At 62.8% G+C, this 23,721-nt stretch carries 20 protein-coding genes and 1 pseudogene; 15 read left to right on the forward strand and 6 right to left on the reverse strand.

The features are described 5' to 3' along the window. Positions 1-11 precede the first annotated feature (11 nt). A complete protein-coding gene (locus ACX3P0_RS10005) occupies positions 12-1,085 on the forward strand; it encodes an ABC transporter ATP-binding protein (protein WP_459088241.1) in 1,074 nt (357 codons plus the stop codon). On the opposite strand, the gene ACX3P0_RS10010 is transcribed toward ACX3P0_RS10005, so the two are convergent. Genes ACX3P0_RS10010 through betI form a run of 3 tightly spaced genes read right to left on the reverse strand, consistent with a single transcriptional unit; the run spans position 1,049 to position 4,200 of the window. Beyond that, complete coding sequence (locus ACX3P0_RS10010; protein WP_459088086.1) at positions 1,049-2,356, reverse strand: flavin monoamine oxidase family protein; 1,308 nt, start codon at positions 2,354-2,356, stop codon at positions 1,049-1,051. The genes ACX3P0_RS10005 and ACX3P0_RS10010 overlap by 37 nt on opposite strands. Then, positions 2,353-3,453 carry an extracellular solute-binding protein gene (locus ACX3P0_RS10015; protein ID WP_459088087.1) on the reverse strand — a complete coding sequence of 367 codons (1,101 nt, stop codon included), beginning with the start codon at positions 3,451-3,453 and terminating at the stop codon, positions 2,353-2,355. The genes ACX3P0_RS10010 and ACX3P0_RS10015 overlap by 4 nt, the downstream gene beginning before the upstream one ends. Positions 3,454-3,489: 36 nt before the next feature. Continuing rightward, complete coding sequence (betI, locus tag ACX3P0_RS10020; protein ID WP_459088088.1) at positions 3,490-4,200, reverse strand: transcriptional regulator BetI; 711 nt, start codon at positions 4,198-4,200, stop codon at positions 3,490-3,492. A gap of 317 nt (positions 4,201-4,517) precedes the next feature. Here betI and ACX3P0_RS10025 point away from each other — a divergent pair, with 317 nt between their 5' ends. From ACX3P0_RS10025 to ACX3P0_RS10040, 4 genes are read left to right on the forward strand one after another with little or no spacing between them, the layout of a single operon-like run. Next, positions 4,518-6,137 carry a phytoene desaturase family protein gene (locus ACX3P0_RS10025; RefSeq protein ID WP_459088090.1) on the forward strand — a complete coding sequence of 540 codons (1,620 nt, stop codon included), beginning with the start codon at positions 4,518-4,520 and terminating at the stop codon, positions 6,135-6,137. Beyond that, positions 6,124-7,689, forward strand: a complete 1,566-nt coding sequence (locus ACX3P0_RS10030; RefSeq protein WP_459088092.1) for a phytoene desaturase family protein — start codon at positions 6,124-6,126, stop codon at positions 7,687-7,689. Before ACX3P0_RS10025 ends, ACX3P0_RS10030 begins: the two co-directional genes overlap by 14 nt. Before the next feature lie 4 nt (positions 7,690-7,693). Continuing rightward, positions 7,694-8,917 carry an aminomethyltransferase family protein gene (locus ACX3P0_RS10035; protein WP_459088094.1) on the forward strand — a complete coding sequence of 408 codons (1,224 nt, stop codon included), beginning with the start codon at positions 7,694-7,696 and terminating at the stop codon, positions 8,915-8,917. Between the two features lie 3 nt (positions 8,918-8,920). Continuing rightward, positions 8,921-9,160, forward strand: coding sequence for a hypothetical protein (locus ACX3P0_RS10040; protein WP_459088096.1), 240 nt, complete (start codon positions 8,921-8,923; stop codon positions 9,158-9,160). Between the two features lie 16 nt (positions 9,161-9,176). Here ACX3P0_RS10040 and ACX3P0_RS10045 read toward each other — a convergent pair whose 3' ends face one another. Beyond that, positions 9,177-10,241: a dipeptidase gene (locus ACX3P0_RS10045; protein ID WP_459078958.1), complete on the reverse strand. Its 1,065-nt coding sequence runs from the start codon at positions 10,239-10,241 to the stop codon at positions 9,177-9,179. Positions 10,242-10,410: 169 nt separating this feature from the next. Here ACX3P0_RS10045 and ACX3P0_RS10050 point away from each other — a divergent pair. Together ACX3P0_RS10050 and ACX3P0_RS10055 are read left to right on the forward strand one after the other, a co-directional pair. Beyond that, positions 10,411-10,641: pseudogene (locus ACX3P0_RS10050) on the forward strand (hypothetical protein); the annotation flags it as partial. A gap of 59 nt (positions 10,642-10,700) precedes the next feature. After that, positions 10,701-10,850: a hypothetical protein gene (locus ACX3P0_RS10055; RefSeq protein ID WP_459088251.1), complete on the forward strand. Its 150-nt coding sequence runs from the start codon at positions 10,701-10,703 to the stop codon at positions 10,848-10,850. 26 nt (positions 10,851-10,876) lie between these two features. Here the strand turns inward: ACX3P0_RS10055 and phaR are convergent, their stop codons facing one another. Next, the gene (phaR, locus tag ACX3P0_RS10060) at positions 10,877-11,488 is read right to left on the reverse strand and encodes a polyhydroxyalkanoate synthesis repressor PhaR (RefSeq protein ID WP_459088098.1); all 612 of its coding nucleotides are present in this window, start codon (positions 11,486-11,488) and stop codon (positions 10,877-10,879) included. 259 nt (positions 11,489-11,747) lie between these two features. On the opposite strand from phaR, the gene ACX3P0_RS10065 reads away from it, so the two are divergent. The 6 genes from ACX3P0_RS10065 (at position 11,748) to ACX3P0_RS10090 (ending at position 19,658) form a co-directional block, all read left to right on the forward strand. Further along, complete coding sequence (locus ACX3P0_RS10065; RefSeq protein WP_459088100.1) at positions 11,748-12,935, forward strand: acetyl-CoA C-acetyltransferase; 1,188 nt, start codon at positions 11,748-11,750, stop codon at positions 12,933-12,935. A gap of 132 nt (positions 12,936-13,067) precedes the next feature. Next, positions 13,068-13,790 (forward strand): acetoacetyl-CoA reductase, encoded by a 723-nt coding sequence (gene phbB / locus ACX3P0_RS10070; protein WP_459088102.1) that lies wholly within the window; start codon positions 13,068-13,070, stop codon positions 13,788-13,790. 643 nt (positions 13,791-14,433) lie between these two features. Further along, positions 14,434-17,817 (forward strand): helicase-related protein, encoded by a 3,384-nt coding sequence (locus tag ACX3P0_RS10075; RefSeq protein ID WP_459088104.1) that lies wholly within the window; start codon positions 14,434-14,436, stop codon positions 17,815-17,817. Between the two features lie 49 nt (positions 17,818-17,866). After that, positions 17,867-18,244 carry an RNA-binding S4 domain-containing protein gene (locus tag ACX3P0_RS10080; RefSeq protein WP_459088106.1) on the forward strand — a complete coding sequence of 126 codons (378 nt, stop codon included), beginning with the start codon at positions 17,867-17,869 and terminating at the stop codon, positions 18,242-18,244. Positions 18,245-18,391: 147 nt separating this feature from the next. After that, positions 18,392-18,730, forward strand: a complete 339-nt coding sequence (fdxA, locus tag ACX3P0_RS10085) for a ferredoxin FdxA (protein WP_459078951.1) — start codon at positions 18,392-18,394, stop codon at positions 18,728-18,730. Positions 18,731-19,073: 343 nt separating this feature from the next. Further along, positions 19,074-19,658, forward strand: coding sequence for a CarD family transcriptional regulator (locus tag ACX3P0_RS10090; RefSeq protein ID WP_459078950.1), 585 nt, complete (start codon positions 19,074-19,076; stop codon positions 19,656-19,658). 61 nt (positions 19,659-19,719) lie between these two features. Here ACX3P0_RS10090 and ACX3P0_RS10095 read toward each other — a convergent pair whose 3' ends face one another. After that, a complete protein-coding gene (locus ACX3P0_RS10095; RefSeq protein WP_459088108.1) occupies positions 19,720-20,619 on the reverse strand; it encodes a DMT family transporter in 900 nt (299 codons plus the stop codon). 203 nt (positions 20,620-20,822) lie between these two features. On the opposite strand from ACX3P0_RS10095, the gene ACX3P0_RS10100 reads away from it, so the two are divergent. Further along, positions 20,823-22,121: an adenylosuccinate synthase gene (locus tag ACX3P0_RS10100; protein ID WP_459078948.1), complete on the forward strand. Its 1,299-nt coding sequence runs from the start codon at positions 20,823-20,825 to the stop codon at positions 22,119-22,121. 66 nt (positions 22,122-22,187) lie between these two features. Next, a complete protein-coding gene (locus ACX3P0_RS10105; protein WP_459088110.1) occupies positions 22,188-23,705 on the forward strand; it encodes a DNA polymerase III subunit gamma/tau domain-containing protein in 1,518 nt (505 codons plus the stop codon). Positions 23,706-23,721: the final 16 nt, after the last annotated feature.

Genomic DNA, 23,721 nt, shown 5'->3' on the forward strand with positions numbered 1-23,721 from the left:
CCGAACGAACGATGATAGAGATCAGCCATGTCACCCGCAGCTACGGCTCCTTCAAGGCGCTGGACGACGCCAATGTGACGATTCGCGAGGGCGAGTTCTTTTCTCTGCTCGGGCCTTCCGGCTGCGGCAAGACCACGCTTTTGCGCATGATTGCCGGCTTCGATAACCCGACCAGCGGCTCGATTGCCATTGACGGCCAGCCGATGGAGGGCATTCCCGCCAACCGTCGCCCGACCAACATGGTGTTCCAGAGCTATGCGATCTTTCCCCACCTCAATGTCGAGCAAAACGTCGCCTATGGCCTGAAGCGCCTCAAACTCGAGAAGGCGGAGGAAAAGCGCCGCGTCGAAGAGGCGCTGGCACAGGTGTCGCTGACCGGCTTGGGAAAACGCGGCGCAACGGAATTGTCGGGAGGCCAGCGGCAGCGCGTGGCGCTGGCGCGCGCTTTGGTCATGCGGCCCAAGGTGCTGTTGCTGGACGAGCCGCTTTCGGCGCTGGACAAGAAATTGCGCGAGCAGATGCAGGTGGAATTGCGGCGCCTGCAAAAGGCCGTCGGCATCACCTTCATTCTGGTGACGCACGACCAGTATGAAGCGCTCGCTATGTCGGACCGCATCGCGGTGATGTTCGGCGGCAAGATCGCTCAGGTCGCCTCCCCCAAGGAAATCTACCAGCATCCCGCCAACCGCCAGGTCGCCGATTTCCTCGGCGGCATGAATTTCGTCAAGGCCGACCTCGTCGAGGAAAGCGACACGTCGCTGACCGTCGACACGCAAGGGTTCGGCCGCGTCAGGACGGCAAGGCCGAAAGAGTTCGTCCGCAACGGGAACGCCGCCACGCTCGGCATCCGCCCGGAACGCCTGCGCGTTCTGTGGGACGACGACAAGGCCGATTTCGAGGTGGCGGGCAAGGTGGTCGAGCGGCACTATTTCGGCGAAATCACCCATTTGATCGTCGAGATACCGGGGCTGGAAAGCCCGCTTTCGGTGACCGAGACTAATGATTTCGGCGCCGACGACATTCCTGTCGGCGCCACGATCCGCCTCGCCTACGACCCCGAGGCGCTGGTGGCGATGGCGGACTGAAGCTTGATGATTTTTCGCGCGGCGATGCGGCCGGCGACGAGTGCGCCCTCGATATAGCCGGGGAAGGATGGCGACAGTTCCGATGCTGAAAAATGCACCGGCGGCGCGCCGGCCAGCAGCAACGCTTCTGCGTCGGTCGCATCCGGATCGAGAATGAGATCGCTATAGGCGCCGCCGCTCCAGCGGTCGTCCGTCCAGTCGCGAAAGCTGAAATCGAGCATGTCGCCGGCCTCGCTGCCAAGTGCAGCCACCAAGCGCCTGGCGATTTCGGTGCGCAGCACGGCGGCGTCGAAGCCTCCCCATCTTACGGCAAGCAGGCCGCCGACGAAGACGACAAGTGCTGCATGCTCGTCGTCCGCGCTTACGTCGCAGGCATATAGGCCGGGCAGTTCGTTCCAGACGACCATGCCGCTCAGGCCGCGCTCGCGCCAGAACGGCTTCGAATAGCGCACCAGGATTTTGATCACCGTGCCGCTGCGCCAGACAGACAGCGCATGGGCAAGGGGTTGCGGTAGTTTCGGCGAGAACGCAATGCTTGACGTGGCCATGGGCGGCACGGCGACCAGCACGGCTCGGGCCTCGATCTCTTCGTTCTGCGCCATGACGCGCACGCCGCCGGGACCATGGACGATACGCGTTACCGGCCGGCCGAGGCGGACACGTCCCTCGAGGTCGCCGGCCATGGCTTCGGCCAGGGAATGCATGGTTTCACGGACAAAATATTGCAATTCCGGCGCTTCGTTGATGATGCGGCGGTCGTTGCTGATTAGGTGCCACAGCGGTATTTTCTCCAGTGCCTGGCACCACAGCCCCTCGATCATCGAACGGAAGGCGGCTTTGGCCTTGGCCGTATCGGGTTGTTTGTCGAGCCACGCCGCGACGCTCAGCCCCGCGAACGCTGGATCGGCAGGCTCGATCCGGTTCATGCGGTCGCGGATCGCCATCGAGGTCGCATAGATTTTTTCAGCTTCGCCGTCCGGCATTTCAGGTTGCGAGACAAACTCACCTTCAACATAGGCCTCGACCAGCGTCCTTCCCCGGACCCGCGCCAACGCCAGCAATTCCGGCATGTCGTCGCACAGGAACTGGCCGCCGCTGTCGATCTTTTCGCCAAGCCCGTTCAGCGTCGCCTCGACGCGTCCGCCGACCCTGTCGCGGGCTTCAACCAGCAAAAAGTCGACGCCGGCCTTTTTCAGTTCATGTGCGGCAGCGAGGCCGGTGAACCCGGCCCCGACGATGACGACATTCGTGCGTTCGATAGTGGCGCTCAATAGCCCGCCTTGATCTTCTCGAACTCGGCGATCATCTTGAGCTTCAGGTCGGATGGAACAGGCGACTGGAACAGCGTCTTGTCGACGAATTTGTCGACGTCGTCGTAGCCCTTCGCCTTGAGCACCGCGGGATCTACGCCTTCCATGCCCTTGACGTTGGCCTGGCCGTAACCCCAGTCGCCGACCAGCGTCTTGGCGACTTCCGGGTCGTTGACCGCATTCAGGAAGTCATAGGCCTTGTCGGTGCTGCCGGGCGCATCCTTGAACATGACGTAGCCGCATACCCAGGTCGAGATGCCTTCATCGGTGTCCTTCTTGCCCTTGATCGGCGCGCCGGCCAGCACGGACTGGGTGGTCGCATCGTTCCAGGCCCATGCCAGGTCGACTTCGCCGCCGGAAAGCGCCTGGACGATGTTGGTGGTGTCGGTCCAGTAGAAGCGGACGTTCTTGTGCACCTGCCGCAGGAAGTCGGACGCCTGCTTGAACTGGTCGTCGGTCATCTTGGTCCAATCCTTCAGGCCGATAGCGAGGCTGGCCAAGGCATAGGCATCGTCGACATTGTCGCCGATCGAGACGCGGTCCTTGAATTTTGGATCGGCGAAGGCTTTCAGCGAGTGAACGTCCTTCTCGTCGACCTTTTCGGAATTGTAGGTGAGCTGGGTGTCGCCCCAGTCCCACGGCATGAACCATGCCTTGCCGTCTGCTGTGGTGGCGAGATCCTTCATCGCCATGATGCCGGGGTTGAGGTCCTTCCAGCCGGTGATGCGTGACGTATCCAGCGGCTGTAAGAGCCCGGCCTCACGCCATTTGGTCACGCTTTGCGAACAGGGATGGCCGAGATCGGCCTTGAAGCCCGAGCGCAGCTTTTCAAAGGCCTCGTCCTCGTCGCCGAAAAAGGCAAAGGTCGGCGCGTCCTTGTTTTTCTCGGCATATTTCGGATGGAAGCTCGGGTCCTCATAGCCGGCCCAGTCGAACACGATCAGGCTCTGATCCTCGGCCACGGCAAATGCCGCAGCCGATGCGGCAAGCGTACCTGCCAGCGCCAATGTCAGTGTCAAGCGTCGGGTCAGTGTCAGGCGTCGGGTTAATCTGTTCATTCTTCCATCCTCCCTTTTTTTGATTTCAGAAGCCCGTCATCGGGCCGTACTCCGCACCGTTCCCTCGCGCGGATAGTGTTTTGGAAAGACCGATGCCAGAAAGGCATTGGCGCCGTTGAGCGCGATCTCGCGGGACACGTCTTCCGTGCCCATCATCAGCCTGAGCCACAAGCCTTCCAGCATGGCGCTAAGCGCCAGCGCGATCGATTCCGGATCGTAGCCGTAGCCGGCATCGTGCTTGAGCAGGCCGCACAATTCCACGATCGTTCCCTGATAGGCCTTGTCGCGCGCGCCGCTGAGCGCCTGATAGGTCGGGCGGGACTTGGCCTCGCCCCAGAAGGCGCACCAGGCGGCGAGCTTGCGCTTGTTGCAAATCGAGCGGTCGAAATCGGCCGCGACCAGCGCCTGCAGCCGCGAAGCCGGGTCGTCACCCGCTTTGTCCAGCGCGGTTCGCCAGTGCGCGGCATATTCGTCGTACATATGCTGCAAGGTCGCGACGAGCAGCTTGTCCTTGCTCTCGAAATGGAAATTGACGATGCCGCGCGACAGGCCTGCACCGTCCGCCACATCGGCCATGGTGGTGTCTGAATAGCCGCGCTTGGCCAGAGAATCGATCGTAGCCTCGATCAGTTGCAACTGCCTGATTTCTTTTGAAGCCTTGCGCCCGCGCCTTTCGGTCGGATGCTTTTCAGTAGCGGTTTTCTGTTGCGGATCGCCCGCCCGCTTTTGCGCTGCCACTATGCTCATACGGATATGTGCCTCCTTCGCCGCCGGCTGTCCGGCGCTGCCGGATGTCGATCCGCGCAGATCAGCTTGGCGGCATGCCCTCCTGTCAAGCCCCGCCAAGCCAGAGCGTTTTCGTTCATAGGCCTATCCCACAGCGCGGCCGCACCAGCCGAACACAGGCCAAAGTCTATCGCATCGGCGGGAAACCGCAACATATTTGTTGAACATTCATTCAATACGGCTGGACAATATGCGGCTGCCCGTGCGAAATTCCCACCATAGGGGCAGCAGTCCGCGCTGAAACAGATCAAAAACGGCGCAGGCAGTCAGGATTCGGATTGAAAGACTGGGACGTGATCGTGATCGGCGGCGGCCATAACGGGCTGGTCAATGCCTGCTATCTGCAGCGGGCTGGGCTGGACGTGCTGGTGGTGGAGAAGAACGACTGGGTCGGCGGTGCGGCCACCAGCCGCTCGCATACGCCGGGCTTTCTCTATTCCAACTGCTCTTATGTCTGCTCGCTGTTTCGGCCGGAAATCATGCGCGACCTGGAATTGCCGCGCTTCGGCCTGCAGGTCATCGCCTATGAGGGCGGCGCGGTGCTGACGCAGGACGGCGATTATCTCGGCAACTACCGCGACCACCATGCGCACCGGCGCGAGTTCGCCCGCTTCTCCAAGCGTGACGCCGAGGCCTATGACCGCTATGCCCGCGACGTGACGCGGCAATGCCGCTTCATCCAGCCGCTGTTGATGCGCACCGCGCCCGACCCGACCCGCTTTCGCCCGCGCGATATCGGCGAACTGCTCTATCTGGGCAAAAAATTCGGCGGCTTGAGTTCGGAAGAGATGGCGCTGACGTTGCGCTTCTGGACCATGTCGATTTCGGAGTTTCTCGACGAATATTTCGAGACCGATGTCATCAAGGCGAATTTCGCCATCTCCGGCATCATCGGCACAGCGCTCGGGCCGATGTCGCCCGGCACCGCCTATGTGCTGCTGCACCATTATATGGGCGAGGTCGACGGCTCGGTCGGCGCCTGGGGTTATGCGCGCGGCGGCATGGGCGCGGTGACCAAGGCGCTCGCCGCCTCGTTCCAGGCTTCCGGCGGCACCATCCGCACCGGGGCCGAGGTCGATCATGTGCTGGTCGGTCGCGGCAAGGCGAAGGGCGTGGTTCTGGCCGGCGGCGAGGAAATCTACGGCAAGCTCGTGGTTTCCAATGCCGACGTAAAACGCACCTTCCTCAAGCTGGTCGAGGAAAAAGAATTGCCCGATATTTTCCTGCGCCGCGTGAAGAACTTCAAGATTCGCGGCTCGTCCGGCAAGGTCAACATCGCGCTGGATTCCATGCCGGAATTTCCCGCCCTGCCGAAGGATTCGCCCTGCCTTCGCGGCGATCTGCATTTCACCGATTCGGTCGAGCGCATGGAGCGCGCCTATGACGACTGGAAGGCCGGCACATGGTCGGCCGACCCAATGCTCGACATGATGATCCCGACCACGCTCGACCCGACCATGGCGCCGCCCGGCAAGCACTTCATGAGTTGCTTCGTGCAATACGCCCCGCCCAAGATCGCCGGTCGCGAATGGACCGACGCCGACCGCGACGGCTTCGCCGAGAGCGTGATTTCGCAGATCGCCGACTATTCGCCGGGCTTTCGCGATCGCATCATCCATATGGAAGTCCGCACGCCGCGCGAGATCGAGGCCGAAGTCGGGCTCACTGAAGGCAACATCTTCCAGGGCGAACTGACCTTCGACCAGCTTCTGTTCAACCGCCCGGTGCCGGGCTACGCGCAATACCGCTCGCCGGTGGGCGGGCTTTATATGTGCGGTTCCTCCACCCATCCCGGCGGCGGCGTCATGGGCGCGCCCGGCCGCAACGCCGCCGCCGAGATTTTGCGCGATCTTGCCAAGCCTACCCAGCATATGAGCCCGGCCCATGACATCATTTGATGCCATCATCATCGGCGGCGGCCATAACGGCCTCGTCTGCGCCGCCACGCTGGCCAAGGGTGGCCGCAACGTGCTGGTGCTGGAAGCGGATGCCGAAGTCGGCGGTGCGGCGCGCACGGAGGAATTCTTTCCCGGCTTTCGCAGCTCTGCCATCGCCCATGTGCTGAACCGCCTGCATCCCGATGTGGTGAAGACGCTTGAGCTGGAAAAGCATGGGCTGAAATTTTCACATGCAGCTTTTGCGCCCTCCGTGGCCTTGTCTCGAGACGGCAACCCGCTGGTGCTGCACGGCGCCTATGGCGAAACACTGTCCGGCGTGAGCGCTTCGGAACAGGCGGCATGGAAGGAACTGCGCGCGCAATTGCTGCGCTATGCCGGCGTATTGAAGCCGTTGCTTGGCCATCGTCCGCCCGACCTCGATGGCCTGTCGCTCGGCGAGAAGATGCGGCTGGGCAAGACCGGGCTGTCGCTCAAAAGGCTCGGCAAGGAAGACATGCGCGACTTTCTGCGCGTGCTGTTGATGAATGTCGCCGACCTGCTCGACGAGCAATTGTCCGACGACCGGCTGAAGGGCCTGCTTGCCTTCGACGCGGTGCTGGGATCGCATCTCGGGCCACGCTCGCCAACCTCGCTGCTCGGCCTTTACTACCGGCTGACGGGCGAGACGGGCGGTGCATCCGGCGCTCAACTGCTGCCGCAGGGCGGCATGGGCGCTGTCGTCGCCGCCATCCGAGCCTCGGCGGAAAAGTCGGGCGTGACGATCCGCACGTCGGCCCCGGTGGCGAAGATCCTCGTCGAAAATGACCGCGCCATTGGCGTGACGCTCGACAGCGGCGAAGAAATCCGCGCGAAGTCGATCGTATCCGCCATCAATCCGGCGACGACGTTTTTCGATCTCGTCGGCGCGACAAAGCTCGATACCGGCTTCGTGCGCAAGGTGAAACACATCCGCTTGAAGGGCGATGCCGCCAAGCTGAATCTGGCACTGGACCGGATGCCGGAATTTTTGGGCGTCGACGCGGCGGGCCACAGGGGAAGGCTGGTCATCGCGCCCTCGACCGACCATGTCGAACGCGCCTTCAACCCGTCGAAATACGGAGAATTCTCGCCCGAGCCGGTGATGGAAATCACGCTGCCGTTGCTCACCGTTCCTTCGCTCGCGTCCGATGGAGCCTGCGTTCTTTCAGCCGTGGTGCAATACGCGCCCTATGCGCTGAAGGAAGGCTGGGAGGCTGGAAAACCGAAATTCCTGGCCGCCATCATGGCGCAGCTTGAAATTTTCGCCCCCGGCATCGGCAAGACGGTGCTGCATGCCGAATTGCTGACGCCGGCCGATATCGAGGCGCGCTATCGCATGCCGGGCGGCCACTGGCACCACGGCGAGTTGCAGGCCGACCAGATGCTGGTCTCGCGTCCGGTTTCAGGCTGGTCGGGCTACGACACACCGCTCGACGGGCTGTTTTTGGCCGGGGCTGGCTCGCACCCCGGCGGCGGCGTTTCCGGCGCACCCGGGCTGAATGCGGCGCAGCGGGTGATGGCGGTGAGAGGGTAGCGTCATGAACCAGCAAATCACAAACCCGCGCACCACCGCCCAGTCCCATTTCCGCACGTTGCGCATCGACACGCCGTTCCAGCCGCGCATCGATGCGCTGGCGAAAACCAACGACTGGTATGACTGGGCCGGCTATCGCGCGCCCAATTCGCTGTGGGACGAGGAACTGGAATATTTCGCCATCCGCAGCCAGGCAGCACTGTTCGACATTTCGCCGATGGTCAAATACCGGATCGAGGGGCCGGATGCGGAAGCCTACTGCAACAAGGTGACGCTGCGCGACGTGACCAGACTGAAGCCGGGCCGCGTACAGTACACCGCTTGGTGCGACGATAGCGGCCATGTACTCGACGACGGCACGCTGTTTCGGCTTTCTCCAACGCGCTTCAGGCTGTGTTCGCAGGAACGGCATCTGCCATGGCTGCTGGATTCAAGCCTCGGTTTCGATGTTGTGATCGAGGAAGAAACCGAGGCGGTCGCCGGTCTCGCCTTGCAAGGGCCGACCTCCTTCGCCGTCTTGCGCGAAGCGGGCTTTGCCGGTGTCGAGGGGCTAAAAATCTTCGACCTCGCCGAATTTGCGCATGAGGGTGGGCCGGTCATCATTTCGCGCACCGGTTTCACCGGCGATCTCGGCTATGAACTGTTCGTGCGGGCGGAACTGGCGCTGTCGCTGTGGGATCGGCTGATGCAGGCCGGACAGTCGCGTGGCATCCGCGCCATCGGCTATACGGCGCTGAACCGCGCCCGGCTCGAAGCGGGGCTGATCGTCGCCAATTCGGATTTTATCACGGCGGACCACGCCATCCGCTCGGACCGGCTGCGCATGCCCGACGAGATCGGCCTCGGCTTCATGGTCGATGCGGAAAAAGGCCATTTCAACGGCCGCCGCGCCATTCTGGAGGCTCGGGCGAAGAAACGGCTGCGCCACGTGCTCGTCGGGCTGGAGATCGAGGGCAATGTCCCGGCCGAACACGCCATCGTCTACCACAAGAAAAATCGGGAAGTCGGCCTGATCAGCGCCGCCATGTGGTCGCCCATGGCCAAACGCAACATCGCCATCGCCTCGCTGGAACTGCCTTATGGCGATGTGATCGTCGATGATTTGTGGGTCGAAATCTACGCCATGCGCGAACTGCAATACGTGAAGATGATGAAGCGCGCCAAAATTGTGCCGCGCCCGTTCATCAAGCTCGAACGCCGCACCGCCAACCCGCCCGCGGATTTTTAAGCTATGTCCGACGAGGCCGATCTCGCCGAGCAATGGGCGCTCGTCAACACGCCGCTGGGTGAAGCATGGTCGGGGCGCACGCGTTATGCGGCGGCAATGTATTTCTACAAGCGCAGCGAGATGGATGCCGAGACGCTGGAGGTCTATCGCCTCAGCGCCCGGCTGGACGGGCAAGACCCGCTGCCGATCATCCGTGACCGGGGTGTCGGAAAACAATGGCTGGAACGTATGGAGGCTGGATAGTCGAAACTCGGCAGGTTTAACCGATCGACCGCTCTAGCACGTTCACCCAGTTTTTCCACGCAATCTTCTCGATCAGTTCCTTGCCGTAGCCATGCTTTTCGAAGGCCTCGATCAGTCTTGGCAGGCCCGACACGTCGCCGATTTCCGAAGGTATCGGCGCACCGTCGAAATCGGAGCCCAGCCCGACGCCGTCCTCGCCTACCGTTTCCAGCATGGCATCGACGTGGCGGATCATCATGTCGAGATCGGCGCCCCGGCCGGCGGAGCCTTGCGGATTGAGGAAGCCGGTGGCGAAATTCAGGCCGACCATGCCCTTGCTGTCGCGGATCGCGCCAAGCTGCCACGCGGTCAGGTTGCGGGCACTGGCGCAGATCGCATGGACGTTCGAATGCGTGGCGACCAGCGGCGCATCCGAAAGGGCCGCCACATCGCGAAAACCCTTCTCGTTGAGATGCGAAAGATCGATCTGGATTCTTAGCCGGTTGCAGGCCTTGACCAGATTTTTGCCGGCGTCGGTCAGGCCATCGCCGATATCGGGCGAGGCCGGAAACCGGAATGGCACGCCGTTGCCGAACGCGTTTGGCCGGCTCCAGACGATGCCCAGCGAGCGCAGGCCGGCGGCATAAAGCACATCGAGCATGGCCAGGTCGGGATCGATCGCCTCGACGCCCTCGATGTGGAAGACGGCGGCAAGCGAGCCGCGCCCTATCGCGGCGCGAATGTCGGCCGCACTTCGGCAGACGGTCAGCGCGCCGGCGCGCTCGAGCTTGAACAGGATCGACGCCATGGCGAGCGTCGAGACGCGCGCATCGTTCATCGGCAGTTCCGGCGGCAGCGGTTCATCGTTGCCGGGCATGGGACCGGGACCGTCGACCTTCTTGCGCTTTTCCAGCGGCGGCGGAAAGATCGCGAACATGCCGCCGGCAAAGCCGCCTTTTTTCGCGCGCGGCAGGTCTATGTGCCAGTCGGCCGGAGCACCTTCGACGAACAGCTTTTCCTTGTCCGCCTCGGGCGACAGATAGAGCTTGAGCAGCGTGTCGTTGTGGCCGTCGAAAACGGGAACGAGAGGAGTTTCTGTCATGCTTGGAACCATTCGATTTCGTGGAAAGATGCCCGCAGCGCTTCTGGCCCGCCCGGAAACGACACCCCTGTTTAGGCACATTGGCCGATGCGTGCAAAGGCCAGATGCAGTTTGGGTCTTGTGGCTGCGCCGCCGGGGTGCTGGAAAGGACATCTGAGGTTTGGGGAGAATGCGGCATGTCCAATACGATTTACGATGCTCTTTTCTGGCCCCACGGGCAAAGCGAACGGACGTTCCTCACGCTGAAGGATGGCCGCGCTATCTCGTATGGCGAGTTCCTTCGTCTCACCGCGCGCCTTGCCCATGCACTGGCTGCCAGCGGCATCGGCCCCGCGACCGGGTTGCGCTGCAGGCGAAAAAATCGACCGAGGCGCTGGCGGTTTATGCGGCCTGCATTACCGCAGGCGCAGTCTTCCTGCCGCTGAACACCGCCTATACGGCAAGCGAGGTCGCCGCACGTTGCTGGCCGGCATCGGCCCGAAGCTCGCCCGCTTCAAGCAACCGCGCCGTGTTTTTCTCATCGACGAATTGCCGCGCAATACAATGGGCAAGGTGCAGAAGAACATGCTGCGCCAGCGTTTCGGCCAGACTTTCGACGCCGGCAAATAGGGCGAAGCGCCCGTACCGGCGTAAACTCAGGACATGGTGTCCAGCTTGCGCTGCATGGCGGCGATCTGTTCCTTCAACTGCTGAAGGTCGTCGGATTTTTCCGGCGCTTGCCCGCCGGCCTGTTCCTCGGTCGCCTCCGGCTCGGGGCCGACGCCGGTTCCGCCTTGCGGAAATGGCGTGAACATCCGCATGGCGTTCTGGAACATCTCCATGTTGCGGCGCGTCTGCTCTTCGATCGCCTTGATCGGCGACTTCATGACATCAATGGGCGACTTTGCCAGCGACGCTTTCATCTGCTCGCGAAACCGCGACTGCTCCTTGGAAAAGGCGCTCATCGACTGTTCGAGGAAGCTGGGCACGATCGACTGCATCTGGTCGCCATAAAAGGCGATCAACTGGCGCAGGAACGGCACGGGCAGCATGTTCTGCCCATCCTTGTTTTCCAGCTCGAAGATGATCTGGGTCAGCACCGGATGGGTGATGTCGTCGCCGGTCTTGGCGTCCTGGACCGTGAACTCCTCGCCCTTCTTGACCATCTCGGCAAGATCCTCGAGCGTCACATAGGTGCTGGTGCCCGTATTGTAGAGGCGGCGGTTGGCGTATTTCTTGATCACCACCGGTTCGTTTTTTGCTGCCATCAGCATCCTCCCGGGGGCCGGCAAACCCGATATGGGTAGCCGGCGACATTGCACGTTTTTTCGAGGATTGCGCAAAAGCGATACGATTCCAAGTAGTTTGTGCAGTGCGGGAGCTTTTGGCGCTGCAAAGCGCCCCTATGGCAAGCTTTCTCCTCGAAAGCACATGATAGGAGCACCATTTCCGGTTTGACTCGGAGGTTGGAAAGGGCAAGAAAAGTATCCACAACCCTTGGCCATCCTGTCCGTACTGGAGAAAAAAATGCCTGCTGCCAATGCCATCGTCGTCGCCAGCGCGGCGCGCACACCTGTTGGATCCTTCAACGGAGCGTTTGCCAATACGCCGGCGCATGATCTGGGCGCGACGGTCATCCGCGAGCTTCTGGTCCGTGCCGGCATCGAACCGGCCGAGGTCAACGAAGTCATTCTCGGGCAGGTCCTGACGGCTGCACAGGGACAGAACCCGGCGCGCCAGGCCTCGATCAATGCCGGCCTGCCGAAAGAAACGACCGCCTGGGGCCTCAACCAGGTCTGCGGCTCGGGCCTGCGCGCGATTGCGCTCGGCATGCAGCAGATCGCGGCCGGCGACGCCAAAATCATCATCGCCGGCGGCCAGGAATCCATGTCGTTGTCGACGCATGCCCAGCATCTGCGTTCCGGCACCAAGATGGGCGATCTGAAACTGATCGATACGATGATCAAGGACGGGTTGTGGGATGCTTTCAACGGCTATCACATGGGCACGACCGCCGAGAACGTCGCCAAGCAATTCCAGATCACCCGCGACGAGCAGGATCGGTTTGCGCTTGCCTCGCAAAACAAGGCCGAGGCGGCGCAGAACGCCGGCAAATTCAAGGACGAGATCGTCGCCTTCACGGTCAAGGGCCGCAAGGGCGATACCGTCGTCGACCAGGACGAATATATCCGCCATGGCGCGACCATGGACGCCATGACCAAGCTGAAGCCGGCCTTCGACAAAGAAGGCACGGTAACCGCCGCCAACGCATCCGGCATCAACGATGGCGCGGCCGGCGCGCTTTTGATGAGCGAGGCGGAAGCGGTGCGCCGCGGCCTCACCCCACTGGTGCGCATCGCATCGTGGGCGACCGCCGGCGTCGATCCGGCGATCATGGGCACCGGCCCGATCCCGGCCTCGCGCCGCGCTTTGGAAAAAGCAGGCTGGTCGGTCGGCGATCTCGATCTGGTCGAGGCCAACGAGGCCTTCGCCGCGCAGGCCTGCGCCGTCAACAAGGACATGGGCTGGGACCCGGCGATCGTCAACGTCAATGGCGGCGCGATCGCCATCGGCCATCCGATCGGCGCTTCGGGCGCGCGCGTCTTCAACACGCTGGTGTTCGAGATGAAGCGCCGCGGCGCGAAGAAGGGTCTTGCCACGCTGTGCATCGGCGGCGGCATGGGCGTCGCCATGTGCGTGGAAGCGATGAACTGAGCGAATGAATTTAGCGAATGGCGAATAGGGGTAGCGAATAGGGAAGAAGAGCGAAAACCAGTCGGGACGACTTCCCTACTCGCAATTCGCTACTCTCTACTCGCTTCTCCGACCAACGGGAGGAGAACATTCATGAGCAAAGTAGCAATCGTCACAGGCGGCACACGCGGCATCGGCGCTGCCATTGCGATAGCCCTCAAGAAGGCCGGCTATACGGTGGCTGCGAACTACTGCGGCAATGACGAGGCGGCACAGAAATTCACCGCCGAGACGGGCATCAAGACCTACAAATGGTCGGTCGCCGACTACGATGCCTGCGCCGCCGGCATAAAACAGGTCGAAGCCGACCTCGGTCCGGTCTCTGTGCTGGTCAACAATGCCGGCATCACCCGCGACGCGCCGTTCCACAAGATGACCCGCGAGCAGTGGAAAGAGGTGATCGACACCAACCTCAACGGCGCCTTCAACATGACGCATCCGCTCTGGAATGGCATGCGTGAGCGCAAGTTCGGCCGCGTCATTACCATCTCTTCCATCAACGGCCAGAAGGGCCAGTTCGCCCAGGCCAACTATTCCGCCTCCAAGGCCGGCGACATCGGCTTCACGAAAGCCCTTGCACAAGAGGGCGCGCGCGCGGGCATCACGGTCAATGCAATCTGTCCCGGCTACATCGCCACCGACATGGTCATGGCCGTGCCGGAAAAGGTGCGCGAATCCATCATCGCCCAGATCCCGATCGGGCGGCTCGGCGAACCGGAAGAGATCGCGCGCTGCGTGGTTTTCCTCGCCTCCGACGATGCCAGCTTCATCACAGGCTCGACCATCACGGCCAATGGCGGGCAGTATTTCACCTGACCGCACGGGCATCACATGGTTAAGGCGGGCCGCTTGCGGGCCGCCTTTTTTCTGGCCACCTGTCCCGATCCGGCACGCAAGCCTTAACGGGGCCCACCCTTGTCGGTCCGCCCCTGCGGCCGGGCCTGTGGATTATCGGTGGACAAGCTGTGCACAACACAAGATGTTGCCGTGAACGAAACGGGAAACTTTGCCCATCGCTGATTCGTCGCCGTTTCGTTCCGGCTTTGGCCGATAGGTTAATGGAGAGCGCGCGAAGCGGCAGAAAAGGGTTAACGTCCGTTAGCAAAAGATAAAAGATTTCAAGGCTTTGCCGGAGCGAAACCCTGACTCGACGGTCACCCGCCGGCAGAAGTTAACGGCGGCGGCTCCACTGGCATCACGGCGAGCCTCCGTGATTCAGCATGTGGTAAATCTCCGAGAGAAAGAACTACATGTAGCCGTGAACAAACCCTGAATCAGACTGAGTCAGCGATTCGTCGCCGATTCGTTCCAGTCCCGTTCCACTTGTTAATTCCGCGCCGCAGACCCGCTCTCGAGAGAGAGGCACGACGCGGAGCAGGAACATTCGGCTTTCGCTTGGGCTGTCAAATGCCTATGTGTCGTTCGTCCCTGCGACCTATAAGGTTTTTCTTCCGCGTCGATGAACATCCAGCCCAAACAGACCGAACCCCTGATCCTGTCCGGCCGTGACGTGACCGCCGTTCTGGGGCCGACCAATACCGGCAAGACGCATCTCGCCATCGAGCGGATGGTGGCGCATGAAAGCGGCATCATCGGCCTGCCGCTGCGGCTGCTTGCACGCGAAGTCTATGCCCGCGTCTGCGAGAAGGTCGGCGCCCACAAGGTTGCGCTGATAACCGGCGAAGAAAAGATCCAGCCCAAGGGCGCGAAATATTCGGTCTGCACGGTGGAGGCGACGCCGCGCGAGACCGACGTGGCGTTCGTTGCGCTGGATGAAGTGCAGCTTGCCGGCGACCTGGAGCGCGGCCACATCTTTACCGACCGTATCCTGCATCTGCGCGGGCGTCAGGAAACGCTGCTTTTGGGCGCTGCCACCATGCACGGCATCCTGCAAAAACTGTTGCGCGGCGTTTCCGTGGTGACGCGGCCGCGCCTTTCGCACCTTGCCTATGCCGGCTCCAAGAAACTGACGCGGCTGCCGCGCCGCACGGCCATCGTCGCCTTTTCGGCGGACGAGGTCTACGCCATCGCCGAACTGATCCGCCGCCAGCAAGGGGGTGCCGCCGTCGTGCTCGGCGCACTCAGCCCCCGCACCCGCAATGCGCAGGTGGCGCTCTACCAGTCCGGCGACGTCGATTACCTGATCGCCACCGATGCCATCGGCATGGGGCTCAATCTCGACGTCGATCATGTCGCCTTCGCCCAGAACCGCAAGTTCGACGGCTTCCAGTATCGCCAACTCACCGCCGCCGAGCTTGGCCAGATCGCCGGCCGCGCCGGGCGGCATCTGCGCGACGGCACCTTTGGCGTCACCGGTCGGGTCGATCCGTTCGACGACGATCTGATCCAGAAGATCGAAGGCCACGATTTCGAGCCGGTGAAAGTGCTGCAATGGCGCACCCCCGCTTTCGACTTTGCCAGCCTCGATGCGCTGAAGCGCTCGATCGAGACCAATGCGCCGGTCGAGGGACTGACCCGCGCCTTGCCGGCCGTCGACGCGCAGGCGCTGGAACAGCTTTCGCGCGACGCCGAAATCCGCGCGCTGGCAACGGGGCGCGAACGCGTGGCGCTGTTGTGGGAAGCCTGCGCCCTGCCCGACTATCGACGGATCGCGCCGGCCCAGCATGCGGATCTGATCGCCTCCATCTACATGGACCTTGCCCGGCACGGCCATGTCGATGAAAATTACATGGCCGAACAGGTACGCCGTGCCGACACAACCGAAGGCGATATCGACACGCTGTCGCACCGCATCGCGCAGATCCGAACCTGGACTTTCGTGTCCAACCGCCCCGGATGGCTTGCCGATCAGGCACACTGGCAGCAAAAGACGCGAGAAATCGAAGACAGATTGTCGGATGCGCTGCATGAGCGGTTGACGAAACGTTTTGTAGACCGCAGGACTTCCGTCCTCATGCGCCGCCTTAGAGAAAACACGATGCCTGAAGCTGAAATTAGTCCTGCTGGAACCGTTCTTGTCGAAGGCCACCATGTTGGCGAGTTGCAAGGGTTCCGATTTACCGCCGACCAGAGCGCTGGCGGCGAAGACGCCAAGGCGGTCAAGGCCGCCGCGCAAAAAGCGCTCGGCACGGAGTTCGAAGCCCGCGCCGAGCGGTTTGCGGCTTGCGCCAATGGCGATATCGCGCTGGGTTCTGACGGCACGCTGCGCTGGATCGGCGCGCCGATCGCCACGCTTGTGGCCGGCGAGGATGCGCTCAAGCCGCGCCTTGTCCTTTTGGCCGACGAACAACTGACCGGCCCCGCGCGCGACAAGGTCGCGGCCAGGGCGGAACGTTTCGTCAATTTCCAGATCGAGCTTCTTTTGAAGCCGCTGGTCGATCTGAAGAACGCCGAGCAGGTTTCCGGCATCGCGCGCGGCATCGCCTTCCAGTTGGTCGAGAATTTCGGCCTCATCAACCGCCGCGACATTGCGGGCGAAATGAAGACGCTGGAACAGGAAGGCCGCGCGGCCCTGCGCCGCCTCGGCGTGCGCTTCGGCGCCTACCATGTGTTCGTGCCCGCGCTGGTCAAGCCGGCGCCGGCAGGGCTGATAACGCTTTTGTGGGCGCTGAAGAACGACGGCAAGGACAAGCCCGGCTTCGGCGACGTGGTCCACGCGCTGGCTTCGGGCCGCACCTCGGTCGTCATCGACCCTGCCTTCGACCCTGCTTTCTACAAGCTTGCCGGCTATCGCAATCTCGGCCGTAGAGCCGTACGTATCGACATTCTGGAGCGGCTGGCCGATCTCATCCGCCCGGCGACCAACTGGAAGCCGGGCCTCGGCGCGCGACCGGAAGGCGCCTATGACGGCCAGGCCTTCATGGTGACGCCACCGATGATGTCGATTCTCGGCGCCAACGCCGACGACATGGAAGAAATCCTCAAGGGTCTCGGCTATCGCGCCGATCCGAAGCCGGCCGCCGAAGTAAAGGCCAGGCTGGAGGCGCAGGACAACGCCGCCCGCGAGGCGGAAGAAGCTAGGCAGGCGGCGGAAGAAGCAGCGCGCGCGGAGCAGGCCAAGGCGGCCGAGGCAGCGACTGCCGAAGCCGCTGGCGAAGTTTCGGCCGAGGCAGCGGAACCTGCAGCGGAGGAAATGCCTTTAGCAGAGCCGGCGGCGCAAGCTGCTTCGGAAACGGCGCAGGCTGTGGAAGAGCAGGCGGACACGCCCGCTGACGTGGCGGAAGAAGAGCAGCCGGTTGCTGAACCCGTTGCGGAGACGCCAGAAGAGGCTGTGCCCGCAGAGGAAGCTGAAGCGGCTCCCGTGGAGGCGACGGCCTCCGTCGAAACTCCGGTTGAGAGCGTCGAGACGGCAGCGGAAACTCCCACGCCGGAAACCGTCCAAGAAGCCGTTGAAGAAGCCGCCGCGCCGGAAATCGCGGCCGACGTTTCCACACCGGACGCCAAGGCCGAAGAGACTGCCCCCGAAGAGCAGCCCAAGCCCATTCTGTTGTGGCGGCAGGCGCGCTTTGAGCGGCCTCGCGGCAATCATCGCCACGACAATCGTCCGCGCGGCGGGCAGGCACGCAACGCCCCGGCCGTGGCCGCTGGAGAACGGGCACCTGGCGAACCGGCCGGCGAAGCCGACAAGGGCAAAGGCCGCCCGCGCTTCGACCGCAGCCGCTACAAGGGCAAGCCTGTCGAGGGCCAGCCGACCGAAGGCCGTGGCAAGCCGCAGGGTGAGCGTCAGGATCGACACCGGCCGAATAGGCAGGGCAGGCCGGACGGTTCTGCTGGTGCGCCGGGCAAACCTGCGTTCCAGCCGCGCGAGGAACGCCCCGTGCGCTTCGACCCGGATTCGCCCTTCGCCAAGCTCGCGGCACTTCGCGACCAGTTGAAGAAATGATGCCGGCGCTGGCCTTGCAACCGGCCTTCGCTTCCGCCGGCTGAAGCCGATGGCCGCAGACGGTCGCCAGCGCATCGACAAATGGCTGTTCTTTTCGCGGGCGGTCAAATCCCGCTCGCTGGCGGCAAAGCTGGTGGTCGGCGGGCGCGTTCGCATCAACAGCGACAAAGCAGCGCAGGCATCCGATCTGGTCAAGCCGGGGGATGTTTTGACCATCACGCTCGAGCGCACCGTCCGCATCTGGAAGGTGGTTGCGGCGGGCGCAAGACGCGGCCCGGCGGAAGAGGCCCGTACGCTCTACCTGGATATGACGCCTGCGCCCGTTTCGAACAAGGAAGCCGTCACTGCTCCGCAGCGGGATCCCGGCAGCGGCCGGCCGACTAAAAAGGAACGTCGCCAGACGGACCGGTTCTTCGGCCATGAGTGAGGCGGCCCTGTTCGCTCCTATGCGGCCGATTGGAAATTCGTTCCGCCTGCGCCGATTTGCATGGGCGTCTGTCCCTTGCAAGGGACTGGCAAAGGCGTTACCTCCCCGGCATAGAATGACACGTACGGGACTTCCCGGAGCCGACCGATGACCTATGTCGTTACTGATAATTGCATCAAATGCAAATACATGGATTGCGTCGAGGTCTGTCCGGTCGACTGTTTCTACGAAGGCGAGAACATGCTCGTCATCCACCCCGACGAGTGCATCGACTGCGGCGTGTGCGAGCCCGAATGCCCCGCCGATGCGATCAAGGCCGACACCGACTCCGGCCTGGACAAGTGGCTGCAGGTCAACGCCGAATATGCGGATAAATGGCCCAATATCGCCGTCAAGCGCGACCCGCCGGCGGATGCCAAGGCCTTTGACGGCGAAACCGACAAGTTCGAGAAGTATTTCTCTGCCGAGCCGGGCCAGGGCGACTGAGTTCAGCCGATTGCCGGGTGCGGCCGGCTATTTAGCCGGTTGACACTTGCACTGCGCCTTCGCGCATGCAGCAAATTCTTGATTCTTCCGACTTTTTGTGTTATCAAGCCCCAACATGCCAGACACAATGTCGATCTATGGCGATAGACGCCTAAATCACTGAAGGGTGAACTTCCTTAATCTGGACCAGAGCAATCTGGGCCAGGCGACCGCTTATGCGGGTCGCTGGCTCTGGGGTCTGTTTTCGGGTGGTTCATCTGTGGCTGGCGACCAAGCCGGAAGTTTCCGGCCATTCGGGCTCGGCTGGCAACTGCCGGCACCACAACGAAGGAGTTCATGCGTAATGGCAACGACGACCCCGCAGAAGAAGGCCGCAACACCGGCGCGCCACGGTTTCAAGACAGGCGAGTTCATTGTCTATCCGGCCCATGGCGTCGGCCAGATCGTCTCGATCGACGAGCAGGAAGTTGCGGGACACAAGCTCGAGCTTTTCGTCATCGATTTCCAGAAGGACAAGATGCGGCTGAAGGTGCCGGTCGCCAAGGCGACCTCCATCGGCATGCGCAAGCTGTCGGAAGAAGACTATGTTGAGCGCGCGCTCAAGGTCGTGCAGGGCCGTGCCCGCGTCAAGCGCACCATGTGGTCGCGCCGCGCGCAGGAATACGACGCCAAGATCAATTCGGGCGATCTTATCTCGATCGCGGAAGTGGTTCGCGACCTCTACCGCGCCGACAACCAGCCCGAGCAGTCCTATTCCGAGCGGCAGCTCTATGAGGCGGCCTTGGACCGGATGGCCCGCGAGATCGCGGCCGTCAACCATATGTCGGAAACCGAGGCCGTTCGTCTCATCGAGGTGAACCTCAACAAGGGCCCCAAGCGCGGCGCCAAGGCCGACAACGAGGAAGCCGAGCAGGAAGAAGCCGCCTGAGTCCTGCACCACCCCAATCCGAACAAAGCCCGGCCTCGCGCCGGGCTTTGTTTTTGGCGCCTCACCTCGGCGCGTTCTGTAGCCTGAGGCCGCTATATTCCGCAATCAGCACGCCCAGCACCACCAGCGCCAGCGCAACCGCGTGATAGGCCTGGAAGGTTTCACCGAGAATGACGCCGGAAAGCAGGACACCCCACAAGGGCAGGAGGTTGATGAAAACGCCGGCCCTGTTGGGGCCGATCTCCTCCACCGCCCGCACGTAGAAGGCCTGCGCCATCAGCGAGGGGAACACGATCGCATAGGCGATGACCATCCAGCCCTGCATGTCGGGCAGCAGCAGGGAGCCGGAAACGGCTTCCGCGACAACGAAGGGAACGGCGCCGATGACCGCGCCGATGCACAGGGCGGTCATCAGGCTTATCCAGTGAATATCGGGCATTCGCCGCACCGCCGCCGTATAGAAGCCGAAGGCGATGATCGCCAGAAGCATCAGCGCATCGCCGAAATTCATGTCGAGATGAAGCAGGTTGTAGACATTACCATGGATCGCCGTGACCACGACGCCGATAAAGGAAAGCACGAAGCCGGCCGCCTGCCCCGAAGTGGTCCGCGTCCCAAACAACAGGAACGACGCCAGGAAGACGAACAGCGGCATGCCACCCTGCTCGATGCTGACATTGGTGGCGGACGTGTAGCGCAGCGCGCTGTACATGGCCACGCTGAAGCCAGTGAAGCCGAGCGCGCCCATAAAAAGCAGGAACCGCCAATGGCCCCGGATGGCCGCCCGGTCCGCGGCCAGATGCCGTTGGCCGACCGCCAGCAGCAGGGCGAGCATGAAACACCAGCGGGCGGCGTTCAACAGCATCGGCGACACATGCCCGACCGCCAGTTTGCCGGCTACGGCATTGCCGGCCCAGAACAGCGTGGTCGCCAGAAGCAGCAGATAGGCTTTTTTATGCATGGCAGAAATCCGTATGCTCGGGCGTCAGTCGGCTTATGGCGTGGATTTACGCAAGTAAAGGATGCGAAAAGCGAAAATTGTTGTGCCTCGGCGCGATTCGCCCGGCAAAGAATGGTCGCGCTCGCCATGTCTTGACGCTATAGAGGCCTGTCGTTTGGCAGCAGTCGCTGCGGCTTCTTTGCACGGATTGAAGGGAAGACACTATGGCCAATGTGGTGGTCGTCGGTTCGCAGTGGGGCGACGAAGGCAAGGGCAAGATAGTCGATTGGCTGTCGGAGCGCGCCGATGTCGTCGTGCGGTTTCAGGGCGGCCACAATGCCGGCCATACGCTGGTCGTGGACGGCACGGTATATAAATTGTCGCTGCTGCCGTCGGGCGTGGTGCGCAAGGGCAAGCTGTCGATCATCGGCAACGGTGTCGTCTTCGACCCGCACGCTTTCGTAGCCGAAATGGCGAAACTGAAGGCGCAGGGCGTCGATATAACGCCCGATTGCCTGAAAATAGCCGAAAACACGGCGCTCATCCTTTCCGTGCACCGGGAACTGGACGGCTTTCGCGAGGACGCCGCTTCCGATTCCGGCACGAAGATCGGCACGACCCGCCGTGGCATCGGCCCCGCCTATGAGGACAAGGTGGGCCGCCGCGCGATCCGGGTGATGGATTTGGCGAATTTGGAAACACTTCCCTTGAAGATCGACAGGCTGCTCACGCACCATAACGCCTTGCGGCGCGGTCTTGGCCAGTCAGAGGTTGCGCATGAGACGCTCATGCAAGAACTCACCTCGGTTGCCGACCGGATCCTCCCCTATGTCGATCGTGTCTGGAAAGTCCTGGACGACCGCCGCCGCGCAGGCCAGCGAATCCTGTTTGAAGGCGCGCAGGGAACCCTGCTCGACATCGACCATGGCACCTATCCGTTCGTCACCTCCTCGAACACCGTCGCCGGCCAGGCCGCGGCCGGTTCGGGCGTCGGCCCGAACGCCATCGGCTACGTGCTGGGCATCACCAAGGCCTATACGACGCGGGTCGGCGAGGGACCGTTCCCGACCGAGCAGCAGAACGAGATCGGCGAATTCCTCGGCACCAAGGGCCATGAATTCGGCGTCGTTACCGGCCGTAAGCGCCGCTGCGGCTGGTTCGACGCCGTTCTGGTACGCCAGGCCGTCGCGGTCAACGGCATCAAGGGCATTGCGCTGACCAAGCTCGACGTGCTCGACGGGCTGGACGAGATCAAGGTCTGCACCGCTTATCGTCTCGACGGCGAACTGATAGACTATCTGCCGGCAAGCCAGGGAGCGCAGGCGCGCGTCGAACCGGTCTATGAGACGCTGGAAGGGTGGACAGGCACGACCGCCGGCGCCAGAAGCTGGAACGATCTTCCCGCGCAGGCCGTCAAATATGTCCGCCATATCGAGGAACTGATCGGCGCGCCGGTTGCGCTGCTCTCCACCAGCCCGGAACGGGATGACACGATTCTCGTGACCGATCCCTTTCAGGATTAATTGAGGTCTTTCCGGCATTGCCATGACTTAGGCGCTCGCGGGAAATGAAGACAGGTCGACTGAAGCATGGCAGATTTCGTTGCTGTTTTAAAAAAAACAATCGACGGCATGGGCGCAACGACGCCGGCAACGCGTTCGCGGGTCTATGACAAGGCAAGGTCGACCATCGCGGCCAAGCTTGCAGCCATCGACCCGCCGCCGGCCGCCAGTGTTGCCGAGCGTCAGAAGCGGGCGCTGGAAGATGCCATCGCAACCGTCGAGCAGACTTACGCTGTACCTGCGCCAGCCCCGGCATCGGATCCGCTGGCCGAACTGGAAAACATCTTTTCCTCCATCGACCGCAACAGGAACCAGCCAAGCCACTCCAGCCCGACAGCCAGGACCGAGCCTGCGCCGGCCCCGCAGGTGCAGGCCGCGCCCGTCGGCGGCGCGCAGTACGGCCAGGCGGTCCGCAAGGATGCGCCCGCTGCCGAGACCGCGCGCGGCAGCGCGGACCGACGCTCGGGGCCAAATGCTCCCGTTGCCGCCGACAATCCCCCTTCTTATTCAAGCGCAGAACCCGAAACCGACATTCCCGAGGATTCGCGGTCGTTCGGGCCCAAGCGAGGCCGGGGCGGCCTGATCGCCGCAGGCGTGGCGCTGCTGGTCATCGCCGCCGGCGGCTATGGCATCTGGTTGAATGCCGATGCCTTCAAGGGCATGTTTGGCGCCGGCAAGACGGAAACCGTAAAACTGGAACCGCTTGCACCGGCCGCGTCGGCGTCCAGTACGCCCGCTCCCGCTCCCGCACCCGCCGAAACCAGCGAGCCGCCGAAATTCACCCAGCGGCTGAACGCCGATGGAAAGGAAACCGATCCAGGCCCGGCCGGCGGCGAAAGCAGCATCGGCGAAGGCACCTCCGTGGTGGCGCTGACAACGCCGCCCCCGGAGGTCGCGCCAACTACACCAACGGCACCAGCCGGATCGGCCGGAACGCCCGCGGCCGCACCGGCAAGCGACACCGCCCCGCCCGCGATAGAGGCCCCGCTGGCGGTCGGGCAAAAAGCGATCTTCTATGAAGAGCGCACCAATGTCGCGCAGGGCTCGGCCGAGCCCGGCAGCATAGTCTGGTCTCTGGTGCAGGAATCGCCCGGCGGCGATGCCCCGCCGGAGCCCGCGATCCGCGCCGAAGCGACCATCCCCGGCAAGGACGTCCAGTTGCGCATGACCATCCGCCGTAACACCGACGCGTCGCTGCCGGCCAGCCATATCATCGAGCTGATCTTCCTTACCCCGGACAGCTTCGAGGGCGGCGGCATCGACAACATCCTGCGCGTGGCAATGAAAACCTCCGAGCAGGACGCCGGCAGCCCGCTGATCGGCATTCCCGCCAAGATCGCCGACGGGTTCTTCCTTGTCGCGCTCAACGACACCAAGGCGGACGAGGCCACCAATCTGGCCCTGCTCAGAAACCAGGACTGGATCGACGTGCCGGTCATCTATAAATCCGGCCGCCGCGCGCTGCTGACCATGGAAAAAGGCATACCGGGCGACAAGGTCTTCGACGAGGCTCTGAAAGCCTGGGCTGCCAAGACGGCGGGGTAGGACGCAGCGATTGCTG

The sequence above is a fragment of the Mesorhizobium sp. A556 genome, assembly GCF_054489545.1.